At 69.8% G+C, this 24,029-nt stretch carries 21 protein-coding genes; 8 read left to right on the forward strand and 13 right to left on the reverse strand.

The features are described from left to right. Positions 1-2: 2 nt before the first annotated feature. The 3 genes from NM203_RS09220 to NM203_RS09230 are packed head-to-tail and all read right to left on the reverse strand — an operon-like array spanning position 3 to position 3,479. Positions 3-1,310, reverse strand: a complete 1,308-nt coding sequence (locus NM203_RS09220; RefSeq protein WP_255059541.1) for an amidohydrolase family protein — start codon at positions 1,308-1,310, stop codon at positions 3-5. Further along, a complete protein-coding gene (locus tag NM203_RS09225) occupies positions 1,304-2,482 on the reverse strand; it encodes a CoA transferase (RefSeq protein ID WP_255059542.1) in 1,179 nt (392 codons plus the stop codon). Before NM203_RS09225 ends, NM203_RS09220 begins: the two co-directional genes overlap by 7 nt. A gap of 19 nt (positions 2,483-2,501) precedes the next feature. Next, positions 2,502-3,479 (reverse strand): MaoC family dehydratase, encoded by a 978-nt coding sequence (locus NM203_RS09230; protein WP_255059543.1) that lies wholly within the window; start codon positions 3,477-3,479, stop codon positions 2,502-2,504. A 52-nt stretch (positions 3,480-3,531) separates the two neighbouring features. Between NM203_RS09230 and NM203_RS09235 the strand changes: the two genes are divergently transcribed. Together NM203_RS09235 and NM203_RS09240 are read left to right on the forward strand one after the other, a co-directional pair. Then, the gene (locus NM203_RS09235) at positions 3,532-4,683 is read left to right on the forward strand and encodes an acyl-CoA dehydrogenase family protein (RefSeq protein WP_255059544.1); all 1,152 of its coding nucleotides are present in this window, start codon (positions 3,532-3,534) and stop codon (positions 4,681-4,683) included. A gap of 3 nt (positions 4,684-4,686) precedes the next feature. Beyond that, positions 4,687-5,421 (forward strand): GntR family transcriptional regulator, encoded by a 735-nt coding sequence (locus tag NM203_RS09240; protein WP_255059545.1) that lies wholly within the window; start codon positions 4,687-4,689, stop codon positions 5,419-5,421. Here the strand turns inward: NM203_RS09240 and NM203_RS09245 are convergent. The 5 genes from NM203_RS09245 to NM203_RS09265 form a co-directional block, all read right to left on the reverse strand. Next, positions 5,393-6,304 carry an enoyl-CoA hydratase/isomerase family protein gene (locus NM203_RS09245; RefSeq protein ID WP_255059546.1) on the reverse strand — a complete coding sequence of 304 codons (912 nt, stop codon included), beginning with the start codon at positions 6,302-6,304 and terminating at the stop codon, positions 5,393-5,395. The genes NM203_RS09240 and NM203_RS09245 overlap by 29 nt on opposite strands. Continuing rightward, positions 6,301-7,821, reverse strand: a complete 1,521-nt coding sequence (fadD4, locus tag NM203_RS09250; RefSeq protein WP_255059547.1) for a fatty-acid--CoA ligase FadD4 — start codon at positions 7,819-7,821, stop codon at positions 6,301-6,303. The genes NM203_RS09245 and fadD4 overlap by 4 nt, the downstream gene beginning before the upstream one ends. 135 nt (positions 7,822-7,956) lie before the next feature. Further along, on the reverse strand, positions 7,957-9,786 hold the full coding sequence (locus NM203_RS09255) for a phosphoenolpyruvate carboxykinase (GTP) (protein WP_255059548.1): 1,830 nt from the start codon (positions 9,784-9,786) through the stop codon (positions 7,957-7,959). A gap of 146 nt (positions 9,787-9,932) precedes the next feature. Next, complete coding sequence (locus tag NM203_RS09260) at positions 9,933-11,081, reverse strand: hypothetical protein (RefSeq protein ID WP_255059549.1); 1,149 nt, start codon at positions 11,079-11,081, stop codon at positions 9,933-9,935. Then, positions 11,078-11,851, reverse strand: a complete 774-nt coding sequence (locus NM203_RS09265) for a hypothetical protein (protein WP_255059550.1) — start codon at positions 11,849-11,851, stop codon at positions 11,078-11,080. The genes NM203_RS09260 and NM203_RS09265 overlap by 4 nt, the downstream gene beginning before the upstream one ends. A gap of 105 nt (positions 11,852-11,956) precedes the next feature. Between NM203_RS09265 and trmB the strand changes: the two genes are divergently transcribed. The 3 genes from trmB to NM203_RS09280 all read left to right on the forward strand — a co-directional run bounded on the left by trmB (position 11,957) and on the right by NM203_RS09280 (position 16,722). Next, on the forward strand, positions 11,957-12,748 hold the full coding sequence (trmB, locus tag NM203_RS09270) for a tRNA (guanosine(46)-N7)-methyltransferase TrmB (protein WP_255059551.1): 792 nt from the start codon (positions 11,957-11,959) through the stop codon (positions 12,746-12,748). Then, a complete protein-coding gene (locus NM203_RS09275; RefSeq protein ID WP_255059552.1) occupies positions 12,745-13,425 on the forward strand; it encodes an NYN domain-containing protein in 681 nt (226 codons plus the stop codon). Before trmB ends, NM203_RS09275 begins: the two co-directional genes overlap by 4 nt. Positions 13,426-13,497: 72 nt before the next feature. Then, the gene (locus NM203_RS09280; protein ID WP_255059553.1) at positions 13,498-16,722 is read left to right on the forward strand and encodes an MMPL family transporter; all 3,225 of its coding nucleotides are present in this window, start codon (positions 13,498-13,500) and stop codon (positions 16,720-16,722) included. Here NM203_RS09280 and NM203_RS09285 read toward each other — a convergent pair. Beyond that, positions 16,682-17,887, reverse strand: coding sequence for an AI-2E family transporter (locus NM203_RS09285; RefSeq protein ID WP_255059554.1), 1,206 nt, complete (start codon positions 17,885-17,887; stop codon positions 16,682-16,684). The two genes, NM203_RS09280 and NM203_RS09285, sit on opposite strands and share 41 nt — an antisense overlap. A 65-nt stretch (positions 17,888-17,952) precedes the next feature. On the opposite strand from NM203_RS09285, the gene NM203_RS09290 reads away from it, so the two are divergent. Genes NM203_RS09290 through NM203_RS09300 form a run of 3 tightly spaced genes read left to right on the forward strand, consistent with a single transcriptional unit; the run spans position 17,953 to position 20,697 of the window. After that, the gene (locus NM203_RS09290; protein WP_255059556.1) at positions 17,953-19,077 is read left to right on the forward strand and encodes a lysylphosphatidylglycerol synthase transmembrane domain-containing protein; all 1,125 of its coding nucleotides are present in this window, start codon (positions 17,953-17,955) and stop codon (positions 19,075-19,077) included. A 5-nt stretch (positions 19,078-19,082) separates the two neighbouring features. Then, the gene (locus tag NM203_RS09295; RefSeq protein ID WP_255059739.1) at positions 19,083-20,330 is read left to right on the forward strand and encodes a M23 family metallopeptidase; all 1,248 of its coding nucleotides are present in this window, start codon (positions 19,083-19,085) and stop codon (positions 20,328-20,330) included. Beyond that, complete coding sequence (locus NM203_RS09300; RefSeq protein ID WP_303624320.1) at positions 20,317-20,697, forward strand: DUF3054 domain-containing protein; 381 nt, start codon at positions 20,317-20,319, stop codon at positions 20,695-20,697. Before NM203_RS09295 ends, NM203_RS09300 begins: the two co-directional genes overlap by 14 nt. Here the strand turns inward: NM203_RS09300 and NM203_RS09305 are convergent. From NM203_RS09305 to NM203_RS09320, 4 genes are all read right to left on the reverse strand, one after another. Then, positions 20,612-22,072 carry a HAMP domain-containing sensor histidine kinase gene (locus tag NM203_RS09305; protein ID WP_255059558.1) on the reverse strand — a complete coding sequence of 487 codons (1,461 nt, stop codon included), beginning with the start codon at positions 22,070-22,072 and terminating at the stop codon, positions 20,612-20,614. The genes NM203_RS09300 and NM203_RS09305 overlap by 86 nt on opposite strands. 9 nt (positions 22,073-22,081) lie before the next feature. After that, entirely contained in the window at positions 22,082-22,759 is a 678-nt protein-coding gene (locus tag NM203_RS09310) for a response regulator transcription factor (protein ID WP_255059560.1), read from the reverse strand. A gap of 83 nt (positions 22,760-22,842) precedes the next feature. Beyond that, positions 22,843-23,226 carry a heme-binding protein gene (locus tag NM203_RS09315; protein WP_255059741.1) on the reverse strand — a complete coding sequence of 128 codons (384 nt, stop codon included), beginning with the start codon at positions 23,224-23,226 and terminating at the stop codon, positions 22,843-22,845. A gap of 182 nt (positions 23,227-23,408) precedes the next feature. Continuing rightward, a complete protein-coding gene (locus tag NM203_RS09320) occupies positions 23,409-23,972 on the reverse strand; it encodes a hemophore (RefSeq protein ID WP_255059561.1) in 564 nt (187 codons plus the stop codon). Positions 23,973-24,029: the final 57 nt, after the last annotated feature.

Here is a 24,029-nt window from a genome sequence, read left to right on the forward strand (position 1 = left end):
CCTCAGCCCTCTCGCTCGTACACGACCCTGCCCTCGACGACGGTGACGGCGACCATCTCGGCGTCGAGCTCGTGCAGCACGTCCTCGGGCGAACCCGCGAGCACACACAGGTTGGCGATCTCGCCTGCTGACACCGAACGGGGTGTCCGGGGATCCTCTGGCGAGCCGAAGAACCCCGTCAACGCGGTGCGCGCGGGGACGCCCTCGTCCGCGCCGAGCACCGCTCCGGTGGCGGTGCGGCGACGGACCGCGGCGCGCATCGCGGCCCACGGATCGGCGTCGCCGAACGGGAAATCCGTCGACATGACGACCGGCACGTCGGCGGCGAGCAGCGAGGCGAACCGCCACAGCTGAGGCTGCTCATCGGCGGGCACGTCGAGCAGGTACTGGTCGCCGCGCTCGGCGACGAAGTTCGGCTGCGTCACCACCGTGACCCCCAGTCCGGCCAGGTCCGCGAGGCAGTCATCCGGCACCACGGCGGCGTGTTCGATGCGATCGCCGGGCCGGGTGCCCGCCGCGCGAAGCGCCGCCAGCGTCACGACCAGCTGCGCGGCCGTCACGCAGTGCACGGCGACGGTGCCGCCCGCCTCGTGCCTGCCGCCGATCCACCGCGCGAGCCCGTCGACGTCGAGACCGTCGTCGTGCAGGATCACCTTGCCGGGCGCAAGACAGTGCACGCGCTGTGCGAGTTCGCCGTGCTGGTGTGCCTCGGCGAACTTGACGACGTCGTCGAGCCCGAAGTCGGGAGTCGCATCGGTGACGCCCGTGACTCCGTACGACGCCAGCCTGCGGCCCACCGCCTCCAGCCCGGTTTCCCTGCGCTGCAGGCTGTTCGACCAGTTCGGGTCGGCGCTGCGCAACCTCCCGTCCGGGTGATCGGGCAAACCGACACGCTCCAGGCCCGGCGAGTTCAACGTCCACAGCACGCCGCTTCGGTGCTGCACGCGGACGGGCACCGCGGGTGACACCTCGTCGAGGGCGTGCCGATCGAGTGGGCCCGCCACCGCCTCGTGGTAGCCGATCGCCCGGATCCAGCCGTCCTCGCCGACGGTCGCCGTCGTCAGGGCCCGGCGCAGCGCGTCGCGGTCGGCGACCTCCCGCGGGCCCACCGGTACCGACGTGAGTGCCGCTGCGGCGGAGTGCATGTGGACGTGGTGGTCGTGCAGACCGGGGATGAGGGTGCGGTGCGCGGCGTCGAGCACCTGTTCGCCGGGTGCGGCGTCGAGGTGTGCCGCCACCTCACCGATGTCGTGGGCGACGCGAACGTCGACGACGGTGCCGTCCAGCAGGGTGGCGCGTTGGATCAACACGGTGTTCGAAGCCTCTCGTCGATGAGTCGGGCGATGTCGTGGTTGTGCTCACCGAGGACCGCGGCGGGGTTGGCCTGCGGTGGTCGTCGGGGAACCGTTGCGGGACAATCATTCTCGCTCTCCTCAAGTGGAAGCCCGGCGTACTCGGCGGCCACCCCGGCCAGCGTGACGTCGATCAGTTCCCCGCCGCCCGCGCGCAACGACTCGACGACGCTGAGCGCGGCGTGCAGACCCGTCAGTGGATCGGCGACGGCATCGGCGCAGAACACCGGGACGCCGCCGGCGGTGCCGACGAGGCCGCCCGCGACCGCGGCGTCGTCACCGAACGCCACTCGGTTCGCGGGCTCGCCGACGGCCCCGTAGCCGGTGATGCGCAGCCAGACCCGGCCGGGACGTGCGGGCACGTCGTCCGGGCCCAGCCCGCGGTGGGCCATCGCGGCGGGCCGCGCCGACTGGAGTACCACGTCGGCGGCACCCAGTAGGTCGTGCAGCGCCCCTGTGTCGGCGAAATCGACCGCATACGAGAGCTTTCCGCTGTTCATCCAGTCGAAGAACGCGGCGTCACCGCGGCGGGTGCCGTCGGGCCGCTGCGGGCTCTCGACCTTCACCACGGTGGCACCGGCACGACGCAGTAGCTGCCCGCACAGCGGACCCGCCCACATCGACGACATGTCGACGACGAGGAGGTCATCGGGTTCCGCGCGGTCGCCGAGCGCGGTCCGTTCGACCGCGGCCCCGCGATGTTCACCGAGTACCGCGGCGGGCAGTCCGAGCAGCCGGGCGCGCCCGACGACGTCGGCCGCCGAACGGGTGCGCGCCCACGTCTCGACCGCGGGCCAGGGATCGGCCGGGTCGGCCTCGACGAGGGCCGGGACAGCGTCGACGTCGTCGGGGCGCGACAGCGTCAGCGCACACCAGCCGTCGCGCGCGGAGAACAGTCGGGTGGCGCCGCCCGCGGAGACGCGCCCGCGCCGCGTCAGTCCCAGCAGGGCGGCGCGGCCGGCCAGCAGTTCCGCGGCGTCGACGGCCACCCCCGTGTATGCGCTGAACTGCTCGGCGGCGGCACGCGCACGGCTCAGGACGGCCGCGCGGGAGAAGTCGGCGGGTCCGTCGGGTTCGCCGGTGAGATGAGCGAGGCCGCTCGCGGCCCAGCCCCGCGCAGCAGCATCCACCCCCCTATTGTGGCGGTCGCTAGAACTGCAGGGCGGAGAATCTCCAGTCCAGTACCTGGCGCGGCTCCTCGGCGGCGGCGAAGACCAGCGAGCGCAGGCGCAGCACACCTCCGCGGCCGGCGCCGAGCGGCGTGGCACCCTCCACGTGCACCTCGCTGTACAGAGTGTCGCCCTCGTGCACCGGACCGGTGTGGTCACACGACTCCCAGCCGAGGACAGTCACCAGATTCGGCAGCACCCTGGTGGCCTGCGCGAGCGCGAGGCCTATGGTGTGCCCGCCGTACACCAGTCGCTGCCCTCCTACGCGCGAATCATGATGCGTGGCGGCGATGTTGAGGGTCAGGCGGGCCAGTTCGGGGGCGCTGCTGACGACGTCGGCGGTCGTGGCGATGACGGTGCCCTTGAGTTCGGGATCGAAGCGCGGGCCCGGCGCCCCCGCCCGGTAGGCGTCGGCGTCCCAGTCGCGGGTGGGGTCCGACGGTGCGGCCATGTCCGCGCCGACGGCGGCGAGGTCGTCGGCGTGCCCGGTGTCGGCGGCGGGGTCGCGCAGCGGCAGCATGGCGCACCGGTGGAAGTCGAGCACCAGTCGGCCCTGCTGATCGACGGTCGTCACCCGCAGCGCCGCCAGGCCGGTGGGTTTGCTCGAGTTCTGCTTCAGGCCAACCACTTCCGTCGTCGTACGCAGGGTGTCGCCGATGGCGGGGAAGCGATGGAACCGCAGCCCGCGGTAGAAGAGGTTGGCCTTCACGCGCTGCGTCACCAGCGTGCTCTGCCCGATCGCGACGTCGCACACCAGAGCCGGGTTGGCGAGGTGGGCACCCGTCACCGCGCGACTCAACTCCGCGTCCAGGGGCAGTCGGAGACGGTCGCCGAGAATGCTCTGGTGCACGGCGGCGGCGCCGGAGGTCAGCGTCATCGCCGGCGCGGTGTCGTACACCCGACCTACGCGCAGATCCTCGAAGTGGGGACCGCCGGGGATTTGGCCGTACAAAGTCACAGGGTCACATGCTGGCAGTATCGCCGTGAGCGTGTCAATATGGCCGTACATTATGAGACTCACCGACGAAGAAGTCATGCTGGTCGACACCGTCCGGTCGTTCATCGACCGCGACGTGAAACCGACCGTCCGCGACGTCGAGCACGCCAACACCTACCCCGAGGCGTGGATCGAGCAGATGAAGCACATCGGGATCTTCGGTCTCGCGGTTCCCGAGGAGTACGGCGGCTCCCCCGTGTCGACGGCCTGCTACGTGCACGTCACTCAGGAGTTGTCACGCGGGTGGATGAGCCTGGCCGGGGCGATGGGCGGGCACACCGTCGTCGCCAAGCTGCTGACCCTGTTCGGCACCGAGGAACAGAAGCGGCGCTACCTGCCGCTGCTGGCGACCGGTGAGGTGCGGGCCACGATGGCGCTGACCGAACCCGGTGGCGGCTCCGATCTGCAGAACATGACGACGACCGCCCACACCGACGGCGACGACCTGGTGCTGACCGGGGCGAAGACGTGGATCTCCAATGCGCGGCGGTCCGGACTGATCGCGCTGCTGTGCAAGACCGATCCGCACGCCGAGCCGCGGCACCGGGGCATCTCGGTGGTGCTGGTGGACAACCCCACACCGGGGCTGACGGTGTCCCGCGACTTGCCCAAGCTCGGCTACAAGGGCGTCGAGAGCTGCGAGCTGTCCTTCGACGACTGCCGCGTGCCCGCCTCCGCGGTGCTCGGCGGCGTGCCGGGCAAGGGCTTCGGCCACATGATGAAAGGCCTTGAGACGGGCCGCATTCAGGTGGCGTCACGCGCGCTGGGCGTGGCGTCGGCCGCGCTCGAGGACGCGCTGGCCTACGCACAGTACCGCGAGAGCTTCGGCCAACCGATCTGGAAGCATCAGGCCATCGGGCACTACCTCGCCGACATGGCGACCAAGCTGACCGCGGCGCGGCAGCTCACGCTGCACGCCGCCGAGAAGTACGACAGCGGCGAACGCGCCGACATGGAAGCGGGCATGGCCAAGCTGTTCGCCTCCGAGATCGCGATGGAGATCGCGCTCAACGCCGTCCGGATCCACGGCGGGTACGGCTACTCCACCGAGTACGACGTCGAACGCTACTTCCGTGACGCGCCTCTGATGATCGTCGGCGAGGGCACCAACGAGATCCAGCGCAACGTCATCGCCGCTCAGTTGGTGGCGCGCGGCGGGATCTGACTCGTGCGAGCTGCTCCCGCGTATCAGACGCTGTCGCAACGACTTCGCGAGGAGATCGCGGCGGGGACCTACCGCGAGGGTGCCCGGCTGCCCACCGAATCCGAACTCGTCGCCGAGCACGGGGTGTCCCGCCAGACCGTGCGACGAGCGTTTCAGGATCTCGTCGCCGAGGGCGTCGTCTACCGGGTGCCCGGCCGCGGCACCTACGCCACCGAGTCGGGCCGCCGCTATCTGCGCCAGCTCGGTTCGATCGAGGACCTGATGAGCCTGTCCGACGACACCTCGATGGAGGTGCTCGCCGGGCTGCAGCGCCGCGTCGACGTGGACGCGGCGGCCCGGCTGCGCCTCGACGACGACGTGGTGTTCACCGTGACGTTCCGGCGGCTGCACTCCCGTGTGCCGTTCGTCGTCACGCGGGTGCATCTGCCCGAGCCCGTCGCGCAGTCGGTCGTCGACTCCGCCGACTTGCGCACCGGCGCCGTCAGCACCACCACCGTGATCGCGCTGCTCGAGCCGCACCTCGGCACACCCATCACCGAAGCGGCGCAGTCGATCACCGTCGCGCCCGCCGACGACGAGGTGGCCGGCGGTGTCGGTTGCGCGGCGGGCCACCCGATGCTGCGAGTCGACCGGCTCTACTCCGACGCCACCGGCACTCCGGTCGAACTGGCCGTCAGCCACTTCCTGCCCGAGCAGTACACCTACCGCGTCACCTTGCGGCGTTCTGGCCTCCGGTGATTTCGGCAAGGGCGTCGACGAGGCCCCAGTCCAGGGCGGTCACGGGGTCGATGAACTCCCCGGACAGCACCAGGTAGGCGGTGCGCCAACGGCCGATGCGACGGGTGATGCTCACGGTGCCGCCGGCGCCGGGAATCAACCCCAGCTCGAGCTCCGGAAGGCCGAGCGTCGAATCGGGTGCGCACGTGACGTGCCCGCAGAACGCGGCCATCTCGAGCCCGCTGCCGAGAACCTGACCGTGGATCTCGGCGCGACACCGCGGACCGAGCCGGGTGGTGAGCGCGTCGAGGGCGAGTGCCGGGCTGTGCCGGGTGCGGGCCAGATGCGCGCTCGCCGGGTCCGCGAAGGAGCCGAACTCGGCGAGATCGCCTCCGCTGCAGAAGGACGGCCCGTTGCCGCCGAGTACGACCTCGGTCACCGACGGGTCGACGAGCGCCACCTCGAGTGCCTCGAGCAGGGCGGCGCGCGCATCGGTGGAGAAGGCGTTGTGCCGCGTCGGCCGGTTGAAGTTCACCAGCAGCACGTCGTCCACCCGGTCGGCGACGACCGGGTCCGGCAGCGCAGGAACCGTTTTCGGGCCGCGCTCGGCCAGCCAGCGGGCGAACTCGGGGCCGGACTGCAGCGTGGAGTACGCGAGCGACTCGGTGATGACGCCGCCGAAGGCCGGTGCGGCGACGTCCACCGCTCGCAGGACGTCGTCGCACACCGCCGCGGCCTGCGGCCAGCGCAGGCACCGCTCGGTCAGCACCGCGAGCGCGTCGGCCACGGACGGCACCATCACCGCCCGGCGATCCGCGATCGGCTCCTCGGTGAGCGTGAAAGTCGCCTCGTCGGAGGGGGTTCCGGTTCCCACCAGCACTCCCCCGGCGAGTTCGACCGTCACGAGTACTTCTCGATGAGCCCCTGCTTGTAGAGCTTGCCGGTGTCGGTGCGCGGCAACTCGGCCTCGAACGAGATCGACCGCGGACACTTGTAATGCGCTAGACGGTCTCGCAGCCAGGCCTGCAACTCCTCCCCGAACGCCTCGGTCGCGTCGGCCGGGTCGACGGTCTGGACCACGCCCTTCACCCGCTGGCCCATCTCGTCGTCGGGGATGCCGAACACGGCGGCGTCCATCACCTTGGGATGCGTCACCAACAGGTTCTCCGCCTCCTGCGGGTAGATGTTCACCCCACCGGAGATGATCATGTGGTGACGCCGGTCGGTGAGGTAGAGATAGCCCTCCTCGTCGACGTAGCCGATGTCCCCCACCGTCTTCCAGCCGCGCTCATCGCGTGACGACGCCGTCTTACCGGGATCGTTGAGGTACTCGAAGTCCATGCCGCCTTCGAAGAAGATCTCGCCCGCCTCACCCGGTGGCAACTCGTTGCCGTCCTCGTCGAGGATGTGGATGGCCCCCGCCATCGGCTTGCCGACCGAACCGGGGTGGTTCAACCAGTCCTCGGCCACGATCAGCGTCGAACCGATCGCCTCGGAGGAGGCGTAGTACTCGTCGACGATCGGACCCCACCAGTCGATCATCTGCTTCTTGATCTCCACAGGGCACGGCGCCGCCGCGTGCATGACTCGCTCCAGACTGGAGACGTCGTACGAATTGCGCACGCTCTCAGGGAGTTTCAGCATCCGGGTGAACATCACCGGGACGAACTGGCCGTGCGTGACGCGATGCTTCTGGATCGCGTCCAGCGCGCCCTCGGCGTCGAACTTCTCCAGCACCACGGTCGTGATGCCACCGGCCTGCGTCTGCATCGACCACACCGAGGGCGCCGTGTGATAGAGCGGCGCGGGGCTCAGGTAGACCGTGTCGGGATGCATCCAGAACCCGACCAGGGCGGCCATCAGGCCGGGCCACTCCGACGGCGGTACGTGCGGCAGGTCGCGCTTGATGCCCTTCGGGCGGCCGGTGGTTCCCGACGAGTACTGCAGCAGATCACCCTCGATCTCGTCGGCGATCGGGGTATCGGGTTGATCCGCAACGCATTCCGGGTACCGCTGCCAGCCATCGAGGTCGCCGTCGGCGATCAGCAGCAGACCCGGCAGCCCGCCGGGCAGCTCGGCGGCCAGGCCCGCGAGGGTCTCGGTGAGGGCGGCCGAGCCGATGATGGCCTTGGCCGCGCTGTTGTCGATGATGTACGCGGCTTCCGCCGCCGTCAGGTGGGTGTTGATCGGGACGTAGTACAGCCCGGCCCGTCGCGCCGCCCACATGACGGCGTGCATGTGGTGGTTGTTCTCCATCAGGATCGCGACGGCGTCACCCTCGACCAGACCCGCATCCCGGAACAGGTGCGCAAGCTGATTGGCCCTGGCCTCCAACTCGCCGAACGTGACCACCGTCCCGGACGGATACATGATGACGGCGGGCTTGTCGGGGGTGGCAACGGCGGTGTCGCGGATCTGCATGAGCAGACTCTACAAAACCGAACTTGACAGGTGTCAAGTGGCCGCGAGCGTGCGCCGACCTACGCCCGTCAGCGGCGTGTCCGGGTACAGACACGCACGCTCGCCGGGGGACGCACGCTAGCCGGGGGGCGGGACCTAGTCGGCTTCGGCGAGCCGGGTCTTCAGGGTGTCGAACTCGTCCTTGATGCCGGTGGGCAGCTTCTCGCCGACGAACTCGAACCACTCCTCGATGAGCGGCAGCTCGCTGCGCCACTCGTCGGCGTTCACGGCCAGCGCCTCGTCGACATCGGAGGCCTTCACGTCCAGACCGTCCAGATCCAGATCGGCGGCGGTCGGGACGATGCCGATGGGCGTGCTCTTGCCGTCGGCCCGGTGCTCGATGCGCTCGACCGCCCACTTCAGCACGCGGCTGTTCTCGCCGAAGCCGGGCCACAGGAAGCGGCCGTCGTCGCCGCGGCGGAACCAGTTGACGAAGAACACCTTCGGCAGCTTCGACTCGTCGGCCTGCTTGCCGATGTTGATCCAGTGCTGGAAGTAGTCGCCGACGTTGTAGCCGAGGAACGGCAGCATCGCCATCGGGTCGCGGCGCACGGTGCCGACCTTGCCCTCGGCGGCGGCGGTCTGCTCGGAGCCGAGCGTGGCGCCGATGAACACGCCGTGCTGCCAGTCGCGGGCCTCGGTGATCAGCGGGACGGTGGTCTTGCGGCGGCCGCCGAACAGGATCGCCGAGATCGGCACGCCCTGCGGGTCATCCCACTCGGGGGCCAGCGTCGGGCACTGCGAGATCGGGGTGCAGTAGCGCGAATTCGGGTGCGCCGCCTTGGTTTCCGTCTCGCGCAGGACCCAGTCGTTGCCCTTCCAGTCGATCAGGTGGTCGGGCTCGCCCTCGAGGCCCTCCCACCACACGTCACCGTCGTCGGTCTTGGCGACGTTGGTGAAGACGGTGTTGCCGCCGGCGATCGTCTTCATCGCGTTGGGGTTGGAGTCCCAGTTGGTGCCCGGCGCGACACCGAAGAAACCGAACTCGGGGTTGGTGGCGTACAGCCGGCCGTCCTTGCCGAACCGCATCCACGCGATGTCGTCGCCGACGGTCTCCGCGCGCCAGCCAGGGATGGTCGGCTGCAGCATCGCGAGGTTGGTCTTGCCGCACGCCGACGGGAACGCCGCGGCGACGTAGTAGGCCTTGTTCTCCGGCGAGATCAGCTTGAGGATCAGCATGTGCTCGGCCAGCCAGCCCTCGTCGTGCGCCATCGCCGACGCGATCCGCAGCGAGTAGCACTTCTTGCCGAGCAGCGCGTTGCCGCCGTAGCCCGAGCCGAAGCTCCAGATCTCGCGGGTCTCGGGGAAGTGGGTGATGTACTTCGTGTCGTTGCAGGGCCACGGCACGTCGGCCTGGCCGTCCTCCAGCGGGGCTCCCAGCGAGTGCAGCGCCTTGACGAAGAAGCCGTCGTCGCCGATCTTCTCCAGCGCCGCCGCACCCATCCGGGTCATGGTGCGCATGGAGACGACGACGTACTCCGAGTCGGTGATCTCGACCCCGAGCTTCGGGTCCTCGGCGTCCAGCGGACCCATGCAGAAGGGGACGACCCAGAGCGTGCGCCCGCGCATGCTGCCGCGATACAACTCGGTCATGATGCCGCGCATCTCGGCCGGGTCCATCCAGTTGTTCGTCGGACCGGCGTCGACCTCACGCTGCGAGCAGATGTAGGTGCGGGACTCGACACGTGCGACGTCCGACGGATCGGACAGCGCAAGGTACGAGTTCGGCTGCTTGTGCTGGTTCAGCTTCTGGAAGGTGCCGGCCTCGACCAACTGGGCGGCGAGCCGCTCGTACTCCTCTTCCGAACCGTCGGCGAAGGCCACCCTGTCGGGTTGCGTCAGCTCGGCGATCTCCCGAACCCACGCCAGCAGTCCCTGGTGCTTCGTGGGTGCGTCGTCCAAACCCGGAATGGTCGCTGCGGTCATGTGAAGCTCCTGCTCGAACGGTCTACTAACGTCAACGGGCGTCTGACAAAGTCCGTAGAAACGAAGGTTAACGTGGGTGACATACCCGCGGTAAATCGGGAGTATGTCCGATCCCTCACAGGAACGATTCAGAAACGCCAAGTTGGTCACGATCGTCTCCGCAGGGTCCGCAACTCGGCGTCGATGAGGGCGATCCGGTGCGTCACACCGTCGGATTCCTCGGCGGCGCGGGCCGCCAGCACCGGGCCCAGGTGCAGCTCCGCGTCCAGTAATCGGCCGGCCACCCGATCGTCCGCGTAGCCGCGCAGCGTGCCGACGACGTCGCACACCCACCTGTCCACCACGGCGCGGTCGTGCATCAGTTCGCGGGTCGACACCAGCCATCCCGTCAGCAGAACTCCGAGCACCGCGCCCGCCGCCTGCGCCCCGACCGACAGCCACGGCGCCAGCGCCGCGAACACCCGGCCCGCCGCGACCGCGATGCCGAGGCCGAAACCCGCACCGAGCGCCAGCGTCAGGCCGCGTTCGGCACGCCGCGACACGGTCGGCGGCCCGTCCCACTGCGGCACGACCGGCGGCGGCGCCTGATCGAGCGCCGGGGCCCCGAGGCGGTCCGCCAGGTCCGCCAGCCGGTGGTCGATGCGCGTGTCGACGTCGCGCACCAGGGCGTCGGCGGCGGCGCGCAGGCTCTCCTGTACCCGGTCGGCGGACCGCCTCGGCATCTCGGCCGCGACCGCCCGGAACTCGGTGCGAAGCCCGGCGCAGCGCTCACGGGTGTACCGGCCGAGCGCCAGTCGCTCGCGGTGCAATCCGATGCGCAGCGCCGACGACCCCGAGCGCGCCGACCTCTGCTCGCGAACCAGTGCCGAACGGCACGACCTCAGATTCCGGATGCGGGCGACCTCCCCGGCGGGTGCGGCCCGCAGCGCGGTACGAACGGCGTCGGCGAGCGCGGCGACATCCGGGGCGCCCAGGTGCGGGGCCGCGCACGTCGGCACCCACTGAACGTCCGGGTACCGCGTCGACACCTCGGCCAGCACCTCGCGCCACCGCCGGTGCGCATCGACCTTCGTCACCGCACCGACCACCGCGTTCGCGCGGGCGGCGGCGGCCTCCAGGACGGCGCAGTCCGACGGGACCGGCGGTGCGACCGCCGACACCGCGAGCACCGCGACGGCGACCTCGGCGCCGCCCTCCTCGGTCACGTCGACCTCGGGCAGGCGCTCCCGCAGCGCCGCGACGAGCGACGTCACCCCAGCCGACGGCGCCCCGGCGACGAGGACGGCGTCGGTCACGGCTCGGCCCCGTCGAGCAGGACCAGCGACCCCCGGACGATGTCGGCGGCACAGGCCCGGTGCAGGTCCGTAACGGGACCGCGTGAGTACCGCGCCCAGTGCAGGGCGCGCCTGCGGTGATCCTGCGGTCGATCGCCGCGGTCGACGGCGACGCCCGCGGCCTCGACGACGTCGACGGCCGCGGACATCCGGTCGAGAACCGCGGCATCATCGAGAACTTCACTGCTGCAACGGCTTTCGGCGATCCGCCGATACCGCACCGGGGCACTCGCGGCACGGACCGCGGCGAGCACGGCGTCGATGTTGGACAGAGCGGTCAGCCGGGCGGCCACGGCGGCGGGATCGGCGCCGTCGGCCAGTGCCAGCACCGCGTGTGCGATCCCGAACCGATCCAGCCGCTCGAGGAGGTGCTGCCGGACGTCGCGGCCCAGCGGGTGCGCACCCGACACGAACGCGTCCACCGAGGTCATGTCGGCGGGATGGCGGATCAGCACCCGAAGTGCGTCGACCTCGTCGTCGGTCAGGCGGTCGAGCACCGCCAGCAGGCCCACCACCCGGATCCCGCACGTCGCGTCCGTCAGATCGGCCTTGGTCTGCACCACCACCGTCGCGTCGTCGCGGACGTCCTCGGGTTTGAGCGCCTCGGCGACCACCAGAACCCGGACGTCGGGCGCAGCCGGCACCACCTGCACCCCGCGGCGGCGCAGCGCGGCCTCGATCGTGCGTCGACCCACTCCCGGTCGGCCCTCCACCGACACCCGAAGCCCCACCGCATCACCCCCGAAGCCATCGTCGCACCGCCCCGAACCCCCGCTTCGCGGCAAAGATGACTGTTGGGTATCAATCTGCACCACGATGCGGGTACCCGGCCCCTCATGCGGGACCATGGACAAATGCATGCGCGGTGCGAGGGGTCGCCCCCGACGCGAGGAGGAAATATCACAGACGTGCCCGTGCACCCCCACCGCCGCGTCACCAGCTTCCGCAACAGGCACGCGGCGCTGTCCGCCGCCCAGCAGCGGACGTGGGATCAGCGCTGGCCGGACGTGGGGATGCAGGTCAGAGACCCCGACGGCCGCCCGATCGGCCGGCTCGACACGGCCGCGTGGTTCGGCCGGACCGCCCCGCTGGTGCTGGAGATCGGTTGCGGCGCCGGCATCTCGACGGCGGCCATGGCCATCGAGGAGCCGGACGTCGACGTCATCGCGGCCGAGGTCTACCGGCGCGGCCTCGGCCAGCTGCTCAGCGCGATCGATCGCGAGGGCATCGACAACATCCGGCTGATCTGCGGAGACGGCGTCGAGGTGCTGGAACACCTGCTGCCCTCCGACACCCTCACCGGCGTGCGGGTCTTCTTCCCCGACCCGTGGCCCAAGGCCCGGCACCACAAGCGCAGGCTGCTGCAGCCCGTTAACGTCGCCCTGATCGCCGACCGGCTGCGCCCCGGCGGCATCCTGCACGCCGCCACCGATCACGCCGACTACGCCGTGCAGATCGGCGAGGTCGGCGACGCCGAGCCGCGCCTGCAGCGGGTGCCGATAAACGACGACGGGCTGCCCATCTCCGGTGCTGTGCCCATCTCATTGCGACGGCCCACCACGAAGTTCGAGGAGAAGGGGCTGCGCGCGGGCAGCACCATCAACGAGTTCGTCTGGAGGCGGGTATGAGCCTCACCGAGGACCTCTCGCTGGACCTGCAGGCTCCGCTCGCGCCGCTGCGCGTGCTGCTGGTGTGGGACGCGCCCAACCTCGACATGGGCCTCGGCTCGATCCTGGGCGGCAGGCCCACCGCCGCACACCGGCCGCGGTTCGACGCGCTGGGCCGCTGGCTGCTGGCCCGCACCGCCGAGATCGCCGAGGATCGCGGGCCCACCGACCGCCAGGTGTCGCTGGAGCCCGAGGCCACGGTGTTCACCAACATCGCGCCGGGCAGCGCCGACGTGGTGCGGCCGTGGGTCGAGGCGCTGCGCAACGTCGGTTTCGCCGTGTTCGCGAAGCCGAAGATCGACGACGACAGCGACGTGGACTCCGACATGCTCGCGCACATCGAGACGCGCCGGGCCGAGGGGCTGGCCGGCGTCCTGGTGGCTTCCGCCGACGGTCAGGCATTCCGCCTACCGCTGGAGGACATCGCGAGGGAGGGCACGCAGGTCCAGGTCCTCGGATTTCGCGAACATGCCAGTTGGGCGCTAGCGTCGGATACCTTGGAGTTTGTCGACTTGGAGGACATCCCTGGTGTCTTCCGAGAACCGCTACCGCGAATCGGCCTTGATTCGCTGCCCGAGCAGGGAGCTTGGCTACAGCCGTTCCGGCCGCTGTCTGCACTCCTCACCTCGCGCGCTTGACGGGGGTGGGCACAACAGAACCGATAGCGCGGGGCCGAGAACAGACGTGAAGTAGATCGTGAGGAGTTGATCGTGTTCGCCTGGTGGGGTCGAACGGTGTACCGATTCCGATACGCGGTTATCGGAGTCATGGTCGCACTGTGCCTTGGTGGCGGCGTGTACGGGATGAGCCTCGGTCAACACGTCACCCAGAGCGGTTTCTACGACGAGGGCAGCCAGTCGGTCGCCGCGTCGCTGGCCGCCGATGAGGCCTACGGACGAGATCGAACGAGCCACGTGGTGGCGATCCTCACGCCGCCGGACGGCGAGAAGGTCGACAACCCCGAGTGGATGAAGAAGGTCACCGGCGAGCTCGATCAGCTGGCCGCCGACCATCCGGATCAGATCGAGGCGTGGGTGGGCTGGCTGAAGGCGCCGACGACCACGCTCGCGACGGTCCAGCAGATGAAGACCGAGGACCTGTCGAAGACGTTCGTGAGCATCCCGCTCAAGGGCGACGACGACGACTCGATCCTGAAGAACTACCAGACCATCGAACCCGATCTGCTGAAGATCAACGACGGCGACATCCAGGTCGCGGGCCTCAACCCGCTGGCCAGCGAGCTCACCGGGACCATCGGCGAGGACCAGCAGCGCGCCGAGGTGGCCGCCATTCCGCTGGTCTGCGTCGTGCTGTTCTTCGTGTTCGGCGGCGTCATCGCGGCGGCTCTGCCCGGCATCATCGGCGGCCTGACCATCGCGGGCGCGCTCGGCCTGATGCGACTGGCCGCCGAGTTCATGCCCGTGCACTTCTTCGCGCAGCCCGTCGTCACGCTGATGGGCCTCGGTATCGCCATCGACTACGGCCTGTTCATGGTGAGCCGGTTCCGCGAGGAGATCGCCGAGGGCTACGACACCGAGGCCGCGGTACGCCGCGCCGTGATGACCTCCGGCCGGACCATCATGTTCTCGGCCGTGATCCTGGTGGCCTCCTCGGTGCCGCTGCTGCTGTTCCCGCAGGGCTTCCTGAAGTCGATCACCTACGCCATCATCGGCTCGGTCATGCTGGCGGCGATCCTGTCGATCACCGTGCTGCCCGCCGCGCTCGGCATCCTGGGAACCAGGGTCGACGCGCTCGGCGTGCGCTGGCTGCTGAAGTTCATCGACGCCCCAAAGGTCGTCTCCGACCCGGAGAACCCGAACTCCAACACCTACGCCCTGGCCTCGATCCCCGCGGGTCTGCTGGTTCCGCCGGTGGGCCTCTGGCTCGGCCACCGCGCCCGCAAGCAGATCAGGGAGACCGGTGAACAGGGCGCGCAGTACGCGCTCATCGGCACGACGCTGGCCTACGTCACGCTGCTCGGCGGCCTCCTCTACGCGGTGTTCGCGCTGAAGGACACCGTCGGCACGGGGCTGTACTGGGTGCTGCTCGGCATCGTCATCTTCGTCGGCGTCGTCGTGGTGGGCCTGGCGCTCGCGCGCTACGTTCCGCTCGCCCGCACCCCGATCGTCTGGTGGGTGAACTGGCTCGCGGAGAAGACGCAGAAGACCAAGACCCGCGCCGAGGTGGAGAAGGGCTTCTGGGGCAAGCTCGTCAACGTCGTCATGAAGCGGCCCGTCGCCTTCGCGACACCCATCGTGATCGTCATGATCATCCTGGTGATTCCACTCGGCCAGTTGGCGCTGGGCGGCATCAGCGAGAAGTACCTGCCACCGGACAACGCGGTGCGCGTCGCGCAGGAGGACTTCGACAAGACGTTCCCCAGTTTCCGCACCGAACCCCTGACGCTGGTCATCAAGAACACCGACGGCGAGCCGGTCACCGATCAGCAGGTCGCCGAGATCCGCAGCAAGGCGATGACCATCCCCGGCTTCATCGAGCCGGACGGTGACCCGTCGAAGATGTGGGGTGCCCGCGGCGGCGAATCGACCGATCCGTCGGTCAGGGTCATCCAGAACCCCCTCGTCAACCGGAACGACGCCGCCGACAAGGTCGCGGAGTTGCGCGCCATCTCGGCGCCGCGGGGCCTGGAGATCATGGTGGGCGGTACGCCCGCGCTGGAACAGGACAGTATCCACAGCCTGTTCGCCAAGCTGCCGGTGATGGTGATCGTGCTCATCACGACGACGACCATTCTGATGTTCCTGGCATTCGGATCGCTGGTGCTGCCGATCAAGGCCGCCCTGATGAGCGCGCTGACGCTCGGCTCGACCATGGGCATCCTGACGTGGATGTTCGTGGAGAGCGGCCACGGCGACACCCTGATGAACTACACGCCACAGCCGCTGATGGCACCGATGATCGGGCTCATCATCGCCGTCATCTGGGGCCTGTCCACCGACTACGAGGTGTTCCTGGTCTCGCGCATGGTGGAGGCCAGGGAGAGAGGTCTGTCCACAGCCGAGGCGATCCGGGTCGGCACCGCGACGACCGGTCGTCTGATCACCGGCGCCGCGTTGATTCTCGCGGTCGTCGCCGGCGCGTTCGTGTTCTCGGACCTGGTGATGATGAAATACCTGGCGTTCGGCCTGCTGATCGCGCTGCTACTCGACGCGACGATCATCCGGATGTTCCTGGTGCCCGCGATCATGAAGCTGCTCGGCGACGACTGCTGGTGGGCGCCGCAGTGGATGAAGCGCATCCAGGAGAAGCTCGGCCTCGGCGAGACAGAATTACCCGACGAACGCAAGCGGCCCGTCGTGCGCGAGCCGGAGGAGGCTCTCGTCGGGGTGGGCGCGCCGGCCGCACTCCCCCCGGCTCGCCCCCGCCCCCACGACCCCGGCCATCCCGAGGGCGGCGCGCGCCCCGGTGGCCGGCCGGGACCGGTGGCGGTGCCGCCGCGCGTCAACCCGCCGTCGGCTGCCAGCACCACCAGGATTCCGACTCCCACCAACGCGGGTCCGCCCGCTGCGCCGCCTGCCGAGCCGCCGACCACGCGCTTCGCGGCACCGAAGCCCAACGGGACGACCCGCGGCGCGGCTCGGCCGCCGGCGCCCGCCCGCGGTTCCAGTGCGACCGGCAGTCGCGAGATCGAGTCGTGGCTCGGCGATCTGCGCGCCGGGACACCACCGCCGCCGCCGGCCGACGAGCCACCGACGCGTGCCATGCCGGCACAGGGTGGGCGGGCGGCCAAGCAACCGCCTCCGCCGCCCCCGGCCGACGAGCCGCCGACGAGGGCGATGCCCGCGCAGAAGCCGCCCCCGGCAGCAGAGGGTGAGCCCGCGACGGAGAAGCTCGAGGCTCAGGATGAACAGCCCAAGCGCCGCGGTGGCGGCGTCAGCGCTGCGGATCTGCTGCGGCGGGAGGGTCGGCTCTAGCCGGCTCGGCCTCGGGGTCGTCGTCGAGCCTGTCGGGTTCGGCCTTGATGGCCGGACCGACCTCGGCTTCGAGTGCCTTCTCCGCGGCCGCGGGATCCTCCGCTATCAGCACGCGCACCGCGCTGTTGAGGAACGCCACGATCGGCACCGCCAGCAGCGCGCCGATGATGCCCGCGAGCACGGTGCCCGCGGCGATCGCGAGGACCACGGCCAGCGGATGCACCGCGACGGCCCGACCCATCACGAGCGGCTGCAGGACGTGCGATTCCAGCTGCTGCACCGCGAGGATCAAGCCGAGGGTGATCAGCCCGAACACCCAGCCCTTGGCGATCAGCGCGACGATCACCGCGAGTCCGCCCGCGATGACGGCGCCGACCAGCGGGATGAACGCGCCGAGGAACACCAGCGATGCCAGCGGTAGCGCCAGCGGAATGCCCATGATGGCCAGGCCCGTGCCGATGCCGACCGCGTCGACGAGCGCGACCAGGAACGTCGCGCGGACGTATCCGACCAGCGACTGGAATCCGGCGCGGCCCGCGTCGCGGACCCGCTCGCGCACGCTGACCGGGAACACCTGCGTGGTGAACGAGTAGATGTTGCGGCCGCCGTGCAGCAGGAAGATCAGTGTGAAGAACACCAGCAGCGCGCCGGTGAGGATCTCGGTGATGGTGCCCGCCGTGGCGAACACCCCGCTGGTGAGCTTGGCCTGATTGCTCTGCAGCGCGTCGATCGCGCCGGTGGTGAACTTGTCGATCTGCTCGGTGCTGAAATGCGAGAAGACGCCGGTGCTCAGCCACTCCCGCCAGCCCTCGATGCTGCGCGTCACCTCTTGCACCAAAGCCGGTGCGCCCGCGATGAATTGGCTCACGACGAAGGTCAGGATCCCGCCGACGACGACGAAACCGCTCAGCAGCACGATGGCCACGGCGGCGCCGCGGTTCAGGCCGCGCCGATCCAGCCAGTCGACGACGGGCACCAGCATCGCCGTGAGCATCGTCGCGAGCGCGAACGGCACCACGATGATCTCGAGGTGTCCGATCACCCAGACCGTGGCGACGACCGCCGCCAGGATCAGTAGGAGCCGCCATGACCACGCCGCCGCCTTGCGGACGACGGGTGACACCGAGGCGTCGGCTGTCGAGTCCACCGATGAGCCGAATGCCATGTCGGTACTGTAACGGCCTCGGCGCGTTGCTCACGGCACCGATCAGCGACGTTATGGTGTAGGGCGTGTCGCAGGAGGTGCCGGGGGCGACCAGGGCGGACGCGCGTCAGCGCGGCCGGTACTGGTGGCTTCGCTGGGTCCTCATCGGCGTCGCGGTCACGGTTCTCGCGGTCGAAGTCGTGCTGGTGTGGGACCAGTTGGCGAAGGCGTGGCGCAGCGTCCTCACGGCCAACTGGTGGTGGGTGCTCGCCGCGGTCGCGGTCGCGCTGCTGTCGATTCACAGCTTCGCCCAGATTCAGCGGACACTGCTGAGATCCGCCGGGGTGCACGTCAAACAGTGGCGCTCCGAGGCCGCCTACTACGCGGGTAACGCCCTGTCCACGACGATGCCCGGCGGCCCGGTGCTGTCGGCGACCTTCATCTACCGACAGCAGCGGATGTGGGGGGCCTCGCCGCTGGTGGCGTCGTGGCAGCTGGTGATGTCCGGGGTGCTGCAGGCGGTCGGACTCGCGCTGCTGGGACTCGGCGGCGCATTCCTGCTCGGCGCCAGCCGCAACCCGCTGTCGCTGATCTTCACCCTCGGCGGGTTCGTTGCGCTGCTGGTGCTCGCGCAGACCGTCGCGAAGAACCCCCAGCAGATCGACGGCATCGGCGTGCGGGTGCTGTCCTGGGTTAACTCCCTGCGCGGCAAGCCTTCTGACACCGGCCTGGCGAAGTGGCGCGAGATGCTGGCGCAGCTCGAGTCGGTGCAGTTGGGCCGGCGCGACCTCGGTGAGGCGTTCGGGTGGTCGCTGTTCAACTGGGTCACGGACGTGGCCTGCCTGCTGTTCGCCTGCTACGCCACCGGCGCCCACCCGTCGATCGCGGGGGTCACCGTCGCGTACGCCGCCGCGCGGGCCGTCGGCTCCATTCCGCTGATGCCGGGCGGGCTGCTCGTGGTCGAAGCGGTACTGGTGCCGGGCCTGGTGTCCAGCGGCATGGGTCTCGCGGCGGCGATCTCCGCGATGCTGATCTACCGTCTGGTGAGCTGGATCTTCATCTCATCGATCGGCTGGGTGGTGTTCTTCTTCGTGTTCCGCACCGAGAAGGACATCGACCCCGATTCCATCGACGAGGAGCCGGACAACCCGCAGTTCAGTCCCGACCCCGAAGCCGGCCATCCGCCGGAGCCACCAGAGGAGAGTCCGTGAAACCCGTGGTCCGCCTTGCCTTGGCCGTGTTCAGCACGGCGCTGCTGAGCAGCGCGTGTACGAAACCCGCGGATACCGGATCGTCGACCACCGGATCGTCGACCGCCAGCGCGGCGCCGTCGGCGACACCCGCGCCCGAACCCCCGCTACCCCCCGCTGCTGCGACCCCCGTGCTGGCCGTCGTCACAGCGGCACCCGTTCCGGTGCGTGCCACGGACGGCAGGACGCACCTGGCCTACGAACTGCAGGTCACCAACGCCATGGGCTTCGACGTGACGCTCGACTCCGTGGTGGTCAAGGACGGCGACCGCCAACTGCTGTCGCTCGACGGGGAACGGCTGTCCTACCGCACCCGCACCCTGGGCGGAACGGCGCCGACCGCGACCTTCGGTCCCGCGCAGGCCGGTCTCGTCTGGCTCGACGTCGTGGTCGACGAGGGTGCGCCGGTGCCGACCACGCTCACCCACACCATCGGGGTCACGCTCTCCAAGCCGGCGCCGCCGCTACTGCCCGCGAACATGACCGAGGAGGGGGTGGCACCGGTCCGGGTCTCCGATGCCAAGCCGGTCGAGATCGCCCCGCCGCTGCGCGGTCCGAAGTGGTTGGACGGTGACAGTTGTTGCGACATGACAGCCCACCGGATGGCGCTGAACCCGATCGGCGGCCAACTGTGGGCGGCCGAGCGCTTCGCGATCGACTACGTCCAGCTCAGCGACGACGACACCATCTACGCCGGCGACCGCACGAAGCCCGAGAGCTACCCGTACTTCGGCGCCGACATCCACGCGGTCGGCGACGGTCCCGTCGTCGGCGTAATGGAGGGCCTGCCCGAGCAGGTCGCTGGCACGTCGCCGACCGGGTTGCCGCTCGAGCAGTACGGCGGTAACCACATCGTGCAGGATCTCGGCAACGGCAACTACGCGTTCTACGCGCATCTGAAGACCGACAGCGTCAAGGTGAAAGTCGGCGATCAGCTGACGACGGGGCAGGTGATCGCCAACCTGGGTAACACCGGCAACACCGATGCGCCGCATCTGCACTTCCACGTGATGAGCACGCCGGATCCGTTGCGCTCCAACGGGTTACCCTTCGTCTTCAAGGACTACGAGCTGACCGGCCAGATGGCGTCGATGGACGCCCTCGACCCGCTGCTCGAGGGCAAGCCCGCCGATCTCAAGCCGAACTTCACGGCCCGCCCCGAGTCGGGCACCAGCCCCCTCGTCCTGGACGTGATGTCGTATGCCGGCCCCTGACACCGCCATCGGAACGCAACGCGCTGCGCTCGCCCTGCTGGCCGACGTCGTCTGCGTGGTGGTGTTCTGCACGATCGGGCGCCGCAGCCATGCCGAGGGTGTGACGATCGCGGGTGTTCTCGCCACCGCGTGGCCGTTCCTCACCGGTACGGCGATCGCGTGGCTGGCACCGACGACGTGGCGGCGACCCACCGCACTGGTGCCGACGGGCCTGCTGGTGTGGGTGTGCACCGTCGCCGTCGGCATGTTGCTGCGCAGGCTGAGCGGGCAGGGCACGGCGCTCAGCTTCGTGGTCGTCGCGTCCCTGACGACCGCCATCCTGCTACTCGGTTGGCGTGCCGGCGCAGCGCTCCGCGCTCGCCGCTGACTGCCGTCCGGCGGGTCGAAACATCCTTGGGCGCTGGCGAAGCCACCAGCGTCAGGGTCGCGCGCAACCCGCCGAGCGGGCTGTCCGTCAGCTCGACGGTGCCGCCGTGCAGGGCGGCCTGTTGAGCCACCAGCGCGAGCCCCAGCCCGGAACCGCCGGGGGCCGCGGTGCTCCCCCGAGCGAACCTTCCGAGCACCGCCTCGTGTTCGTCGGCCGGTAACCCCCGACCGTTGTCGTCGACGACGATCGTGAGCACATCGGCTGCGCGCGTGAGGGTTTCGCGGTCCCAGGAGCCCGGTGTCAGCCGGGCCGTCAGGACGATCCTGCTGGCCCCGCCGTGCGCGACCGCGTTGCGCACCAGGTTGTCCACCGCGAGCCGCAGGCCACCGGGGAAACCCTCCACGGTGCCCAGGTCACCGACGTCGAGCACCACCTCCGCGCCCCCGACGCGGGTGTTCTCGCGGGCCACCCGATCCAGCATGTCGGTCACGTCGATGATCTCGCGGTCCTCGTCCTGCGCCAGCTGACCGGACGCCAACTGGCCGAGTGCGGTGATGATCGCCTCGACACGGCGTTGAGCGCGGGCCAGGTCGCCGACCACCTCGTCGCGCTCCTCGGCGGGCAGGTCGTGGATCCGCAGGGTGTCGATGTCGGCCCGCATCGCGGTCAGCGGCGTCCGCAGTTCGTGTGCGGCGTTGGCGGCGAAATCCTGCGCCGCCTGCAGCGAATTGGTGGTGGCCTGCTGCGCCGCCGCGAGCCTGTTGAGCATTCCGGTCATCGCGTCGGACAGCTCCTCGGCCTCGCGGGCGCCCCGCACCGCGACCATCTGCTCACTGCCCTGCCCCAGGCGCTCGGTCTGCTCGGTGAGCCGGCGCAGCGGCCGCACGGCCGGGCCCGCCAGGAGCCAGCCGAGGCCCGCCGCGATCAGCACGGTTACGACCCCGACGCCGGTGTAGAGCGGGATCCGGGTGCGGTTCAGCAGCGCACCCTCGGCCCGGATGCCCACCGAGATGAGCAGTCCGCCCTGCTGTTCCATCGGCACGGTGCGGACCCGGTACTCGACGCCGTTGACGGACACCGTCGCCGTGCCCGGGTCGAGCCGCGGCAGCTGGAAGCCGCGCTGGAACACGACCTGACCCGTCGAGCGAGACCGTCCGGTGGTCAGCACCGTCTGGCCCGGATCGTTGGCGTGATCCGGGTCGACGCTGGCCTGCACGATCGCGTCGAGCCTGCGGTCGAGTTGCTCGGCGTCGTTGTTCAGCAGGACCACCGACGTCAGCACCGTGAAGACCGCGACGACCGCCGACGCCGCCACCGCCGACGCCAGGGCGACCCTGGTCCTCAGCGAGGCGGAGCGGAGTCGGGTGAGGCGCACGCCCTAAGGCTAGGGCTCGTCGCGCAGTACGTAGCCGATGCCACGCACGGTGTGGATCACTCTCGGTTGGCCTTCGCGCTCGAGCTTGCGCCGCAGATAGCTGATGAAAACGTCCGCGACGTTGGTGTCGACGTCGAAGTCGTAACCCCACACCAGCTCCAGCAGCCGCTGCCGAGAGAGGACCACCCCCGCGTTCTCGGCCAGCACGGCCAGCAGGTCGAACTCCCGCTTCGTCAGGTCGGCGCGTTCACCGTCGACGAAAACCAGCCTGCGGGCCGTGTCGATGGTCAGCGGGCCCACCGTCATGGTGTCCGACGACCGCTCCGAGTGGCTGGACCGCCGCAGCAGCGCGTGCAGCCGCGCGACCAGCTCACCGAGATCGAACGGTTTGGTGAGGTAGTCGTCGGCCCCCGCCTCGAGGCCGGCGATCCGGTCGTTGACCGTGTCGCGCGCCGACAGCACGCAGATGGGGATGTCGTTACCCAGCGCGCGCAACGCGGTGACGACCGCCACCCCGTCGAGTTCGGGCATCTGGACGTCCAACACCAGCGCGTCGTGCGTCTCGTTGGAGAGCAGTCGCAGCGCTTCCTTGCCGTTCGAGGCGACCCGCACGTCGAAACCCGAATGCCGCAAGCCGCGGGCTACCGAGGTTCTGACGTCCGGGTCGTCGTCGACCATGAGCACCATGCGGCCCGAGCCGTCATGTGCCTGACCCGATCCCCCGGTCGCTTCGCTCCTGTCCGCCGAGGGATCCACCACCCGCGCCGTCGTTATGGGATGGCGGGCGCGGGTGCCGTTCCGCAGCGGTTCTTCAGGTCGACCAGCGGCTGGCGGATGCCGGTCAGATCGGCTTTCGTCTGCGGGTTCTTGTCGAGGTAATCGGTCACCTGACCACGGACCTCATCACGGGGCAGACCCTCGAGGCTGGTGAAGAAGTAGTTCACGTCGGGATGCGTGAACAGGTAGGCCGACGTCGACGCCGACACGCCCGCGGCAACACCGGCCAGGTCGGCGGCGGTGCAGTTCGGGGGGTTGAGGGCGGGGTCGTCGGCCATCGCCGACGGAAGCGCACCGAACAGCATGGCGCCACCGATCGCACCGGCGCCGAGAACTCCAGCTACCACGCGCCGCCCAGCAAGGGCCGAGAGCAACATCATCAAGCTCCTTCACGATTTCTGCAGATGCCGTAACCCCACGCGGTTACCGACTAGGAAAAGCTAAGCAGAATCTGTGACCACTTTCCTGCCTTGCGCTCAACTGATTCTCAGTCGGCCGGAATTCGCAGGTCACAGGGCCGCCTGCGGGGGTCCGCGCGGGTCGCGCAGCACCCCCCGGACTACCCCGCGGTGGCCGGGGACGGGCCGGGCAGCGGACCCGCACCCTGTGAGACGGCGCTGGCCGGATTGCGCTGGGCCGGGGTGGTCACACCCGACGTCCCCGCGGCCGGTGCGGCAGACAGCGCGTTTGGCAAACTCCCCGGAGCCGCAGCACCCTGCGACTGCGCGGCCTGCATCAACCCGAGTACCTGGGGCAGCGTGATGGGCAGCTTGCACTTGGCGGACAGCGACTGCAGCGGCGCCTGCAGCTTCGTCATGTCGGCCTCGGCCTGCGGGTTGGCATCGAAATAGGTCTTCAGCGCAACGAGCGACTGCGGGCCCGCCTGCTGCTGTGAGATGGCGGTCAGCGCCTGGTTGGTCTGCGGGTGCGAGTCGAGGTAGGTGCCCATCGACGTGGCAACCGAGCCGATGGTCTTCGCCACCTCGCTGGCGGCGCACGGGTCGGGTGCGGCGGTAGCCGACGGTGCGTTCGCCGCGGTCAGCGAGAACACGGCGGCGGCGCCCGCTGCGGTGGCGGCGACCACGGTGCCGAGGCCGCGTCGAGCGGCGGATGTTCCGGTCATGGCTAACTCCTTACGGCTTGCGCGCGTTGCTAAGAACCCCGGAGATTCCCCGACCCG

Source organism: Mycolicibacterium arenosum (assembly GCF_024320865.1).
In the GTDB taxonomy this organism is placed as follows: Bacteria; Actinomycetota; Actinomycetes; order Mycobacteriales; family Mycobacteriaceae; genus Mycobacterium; species Mycobacterium arenosum.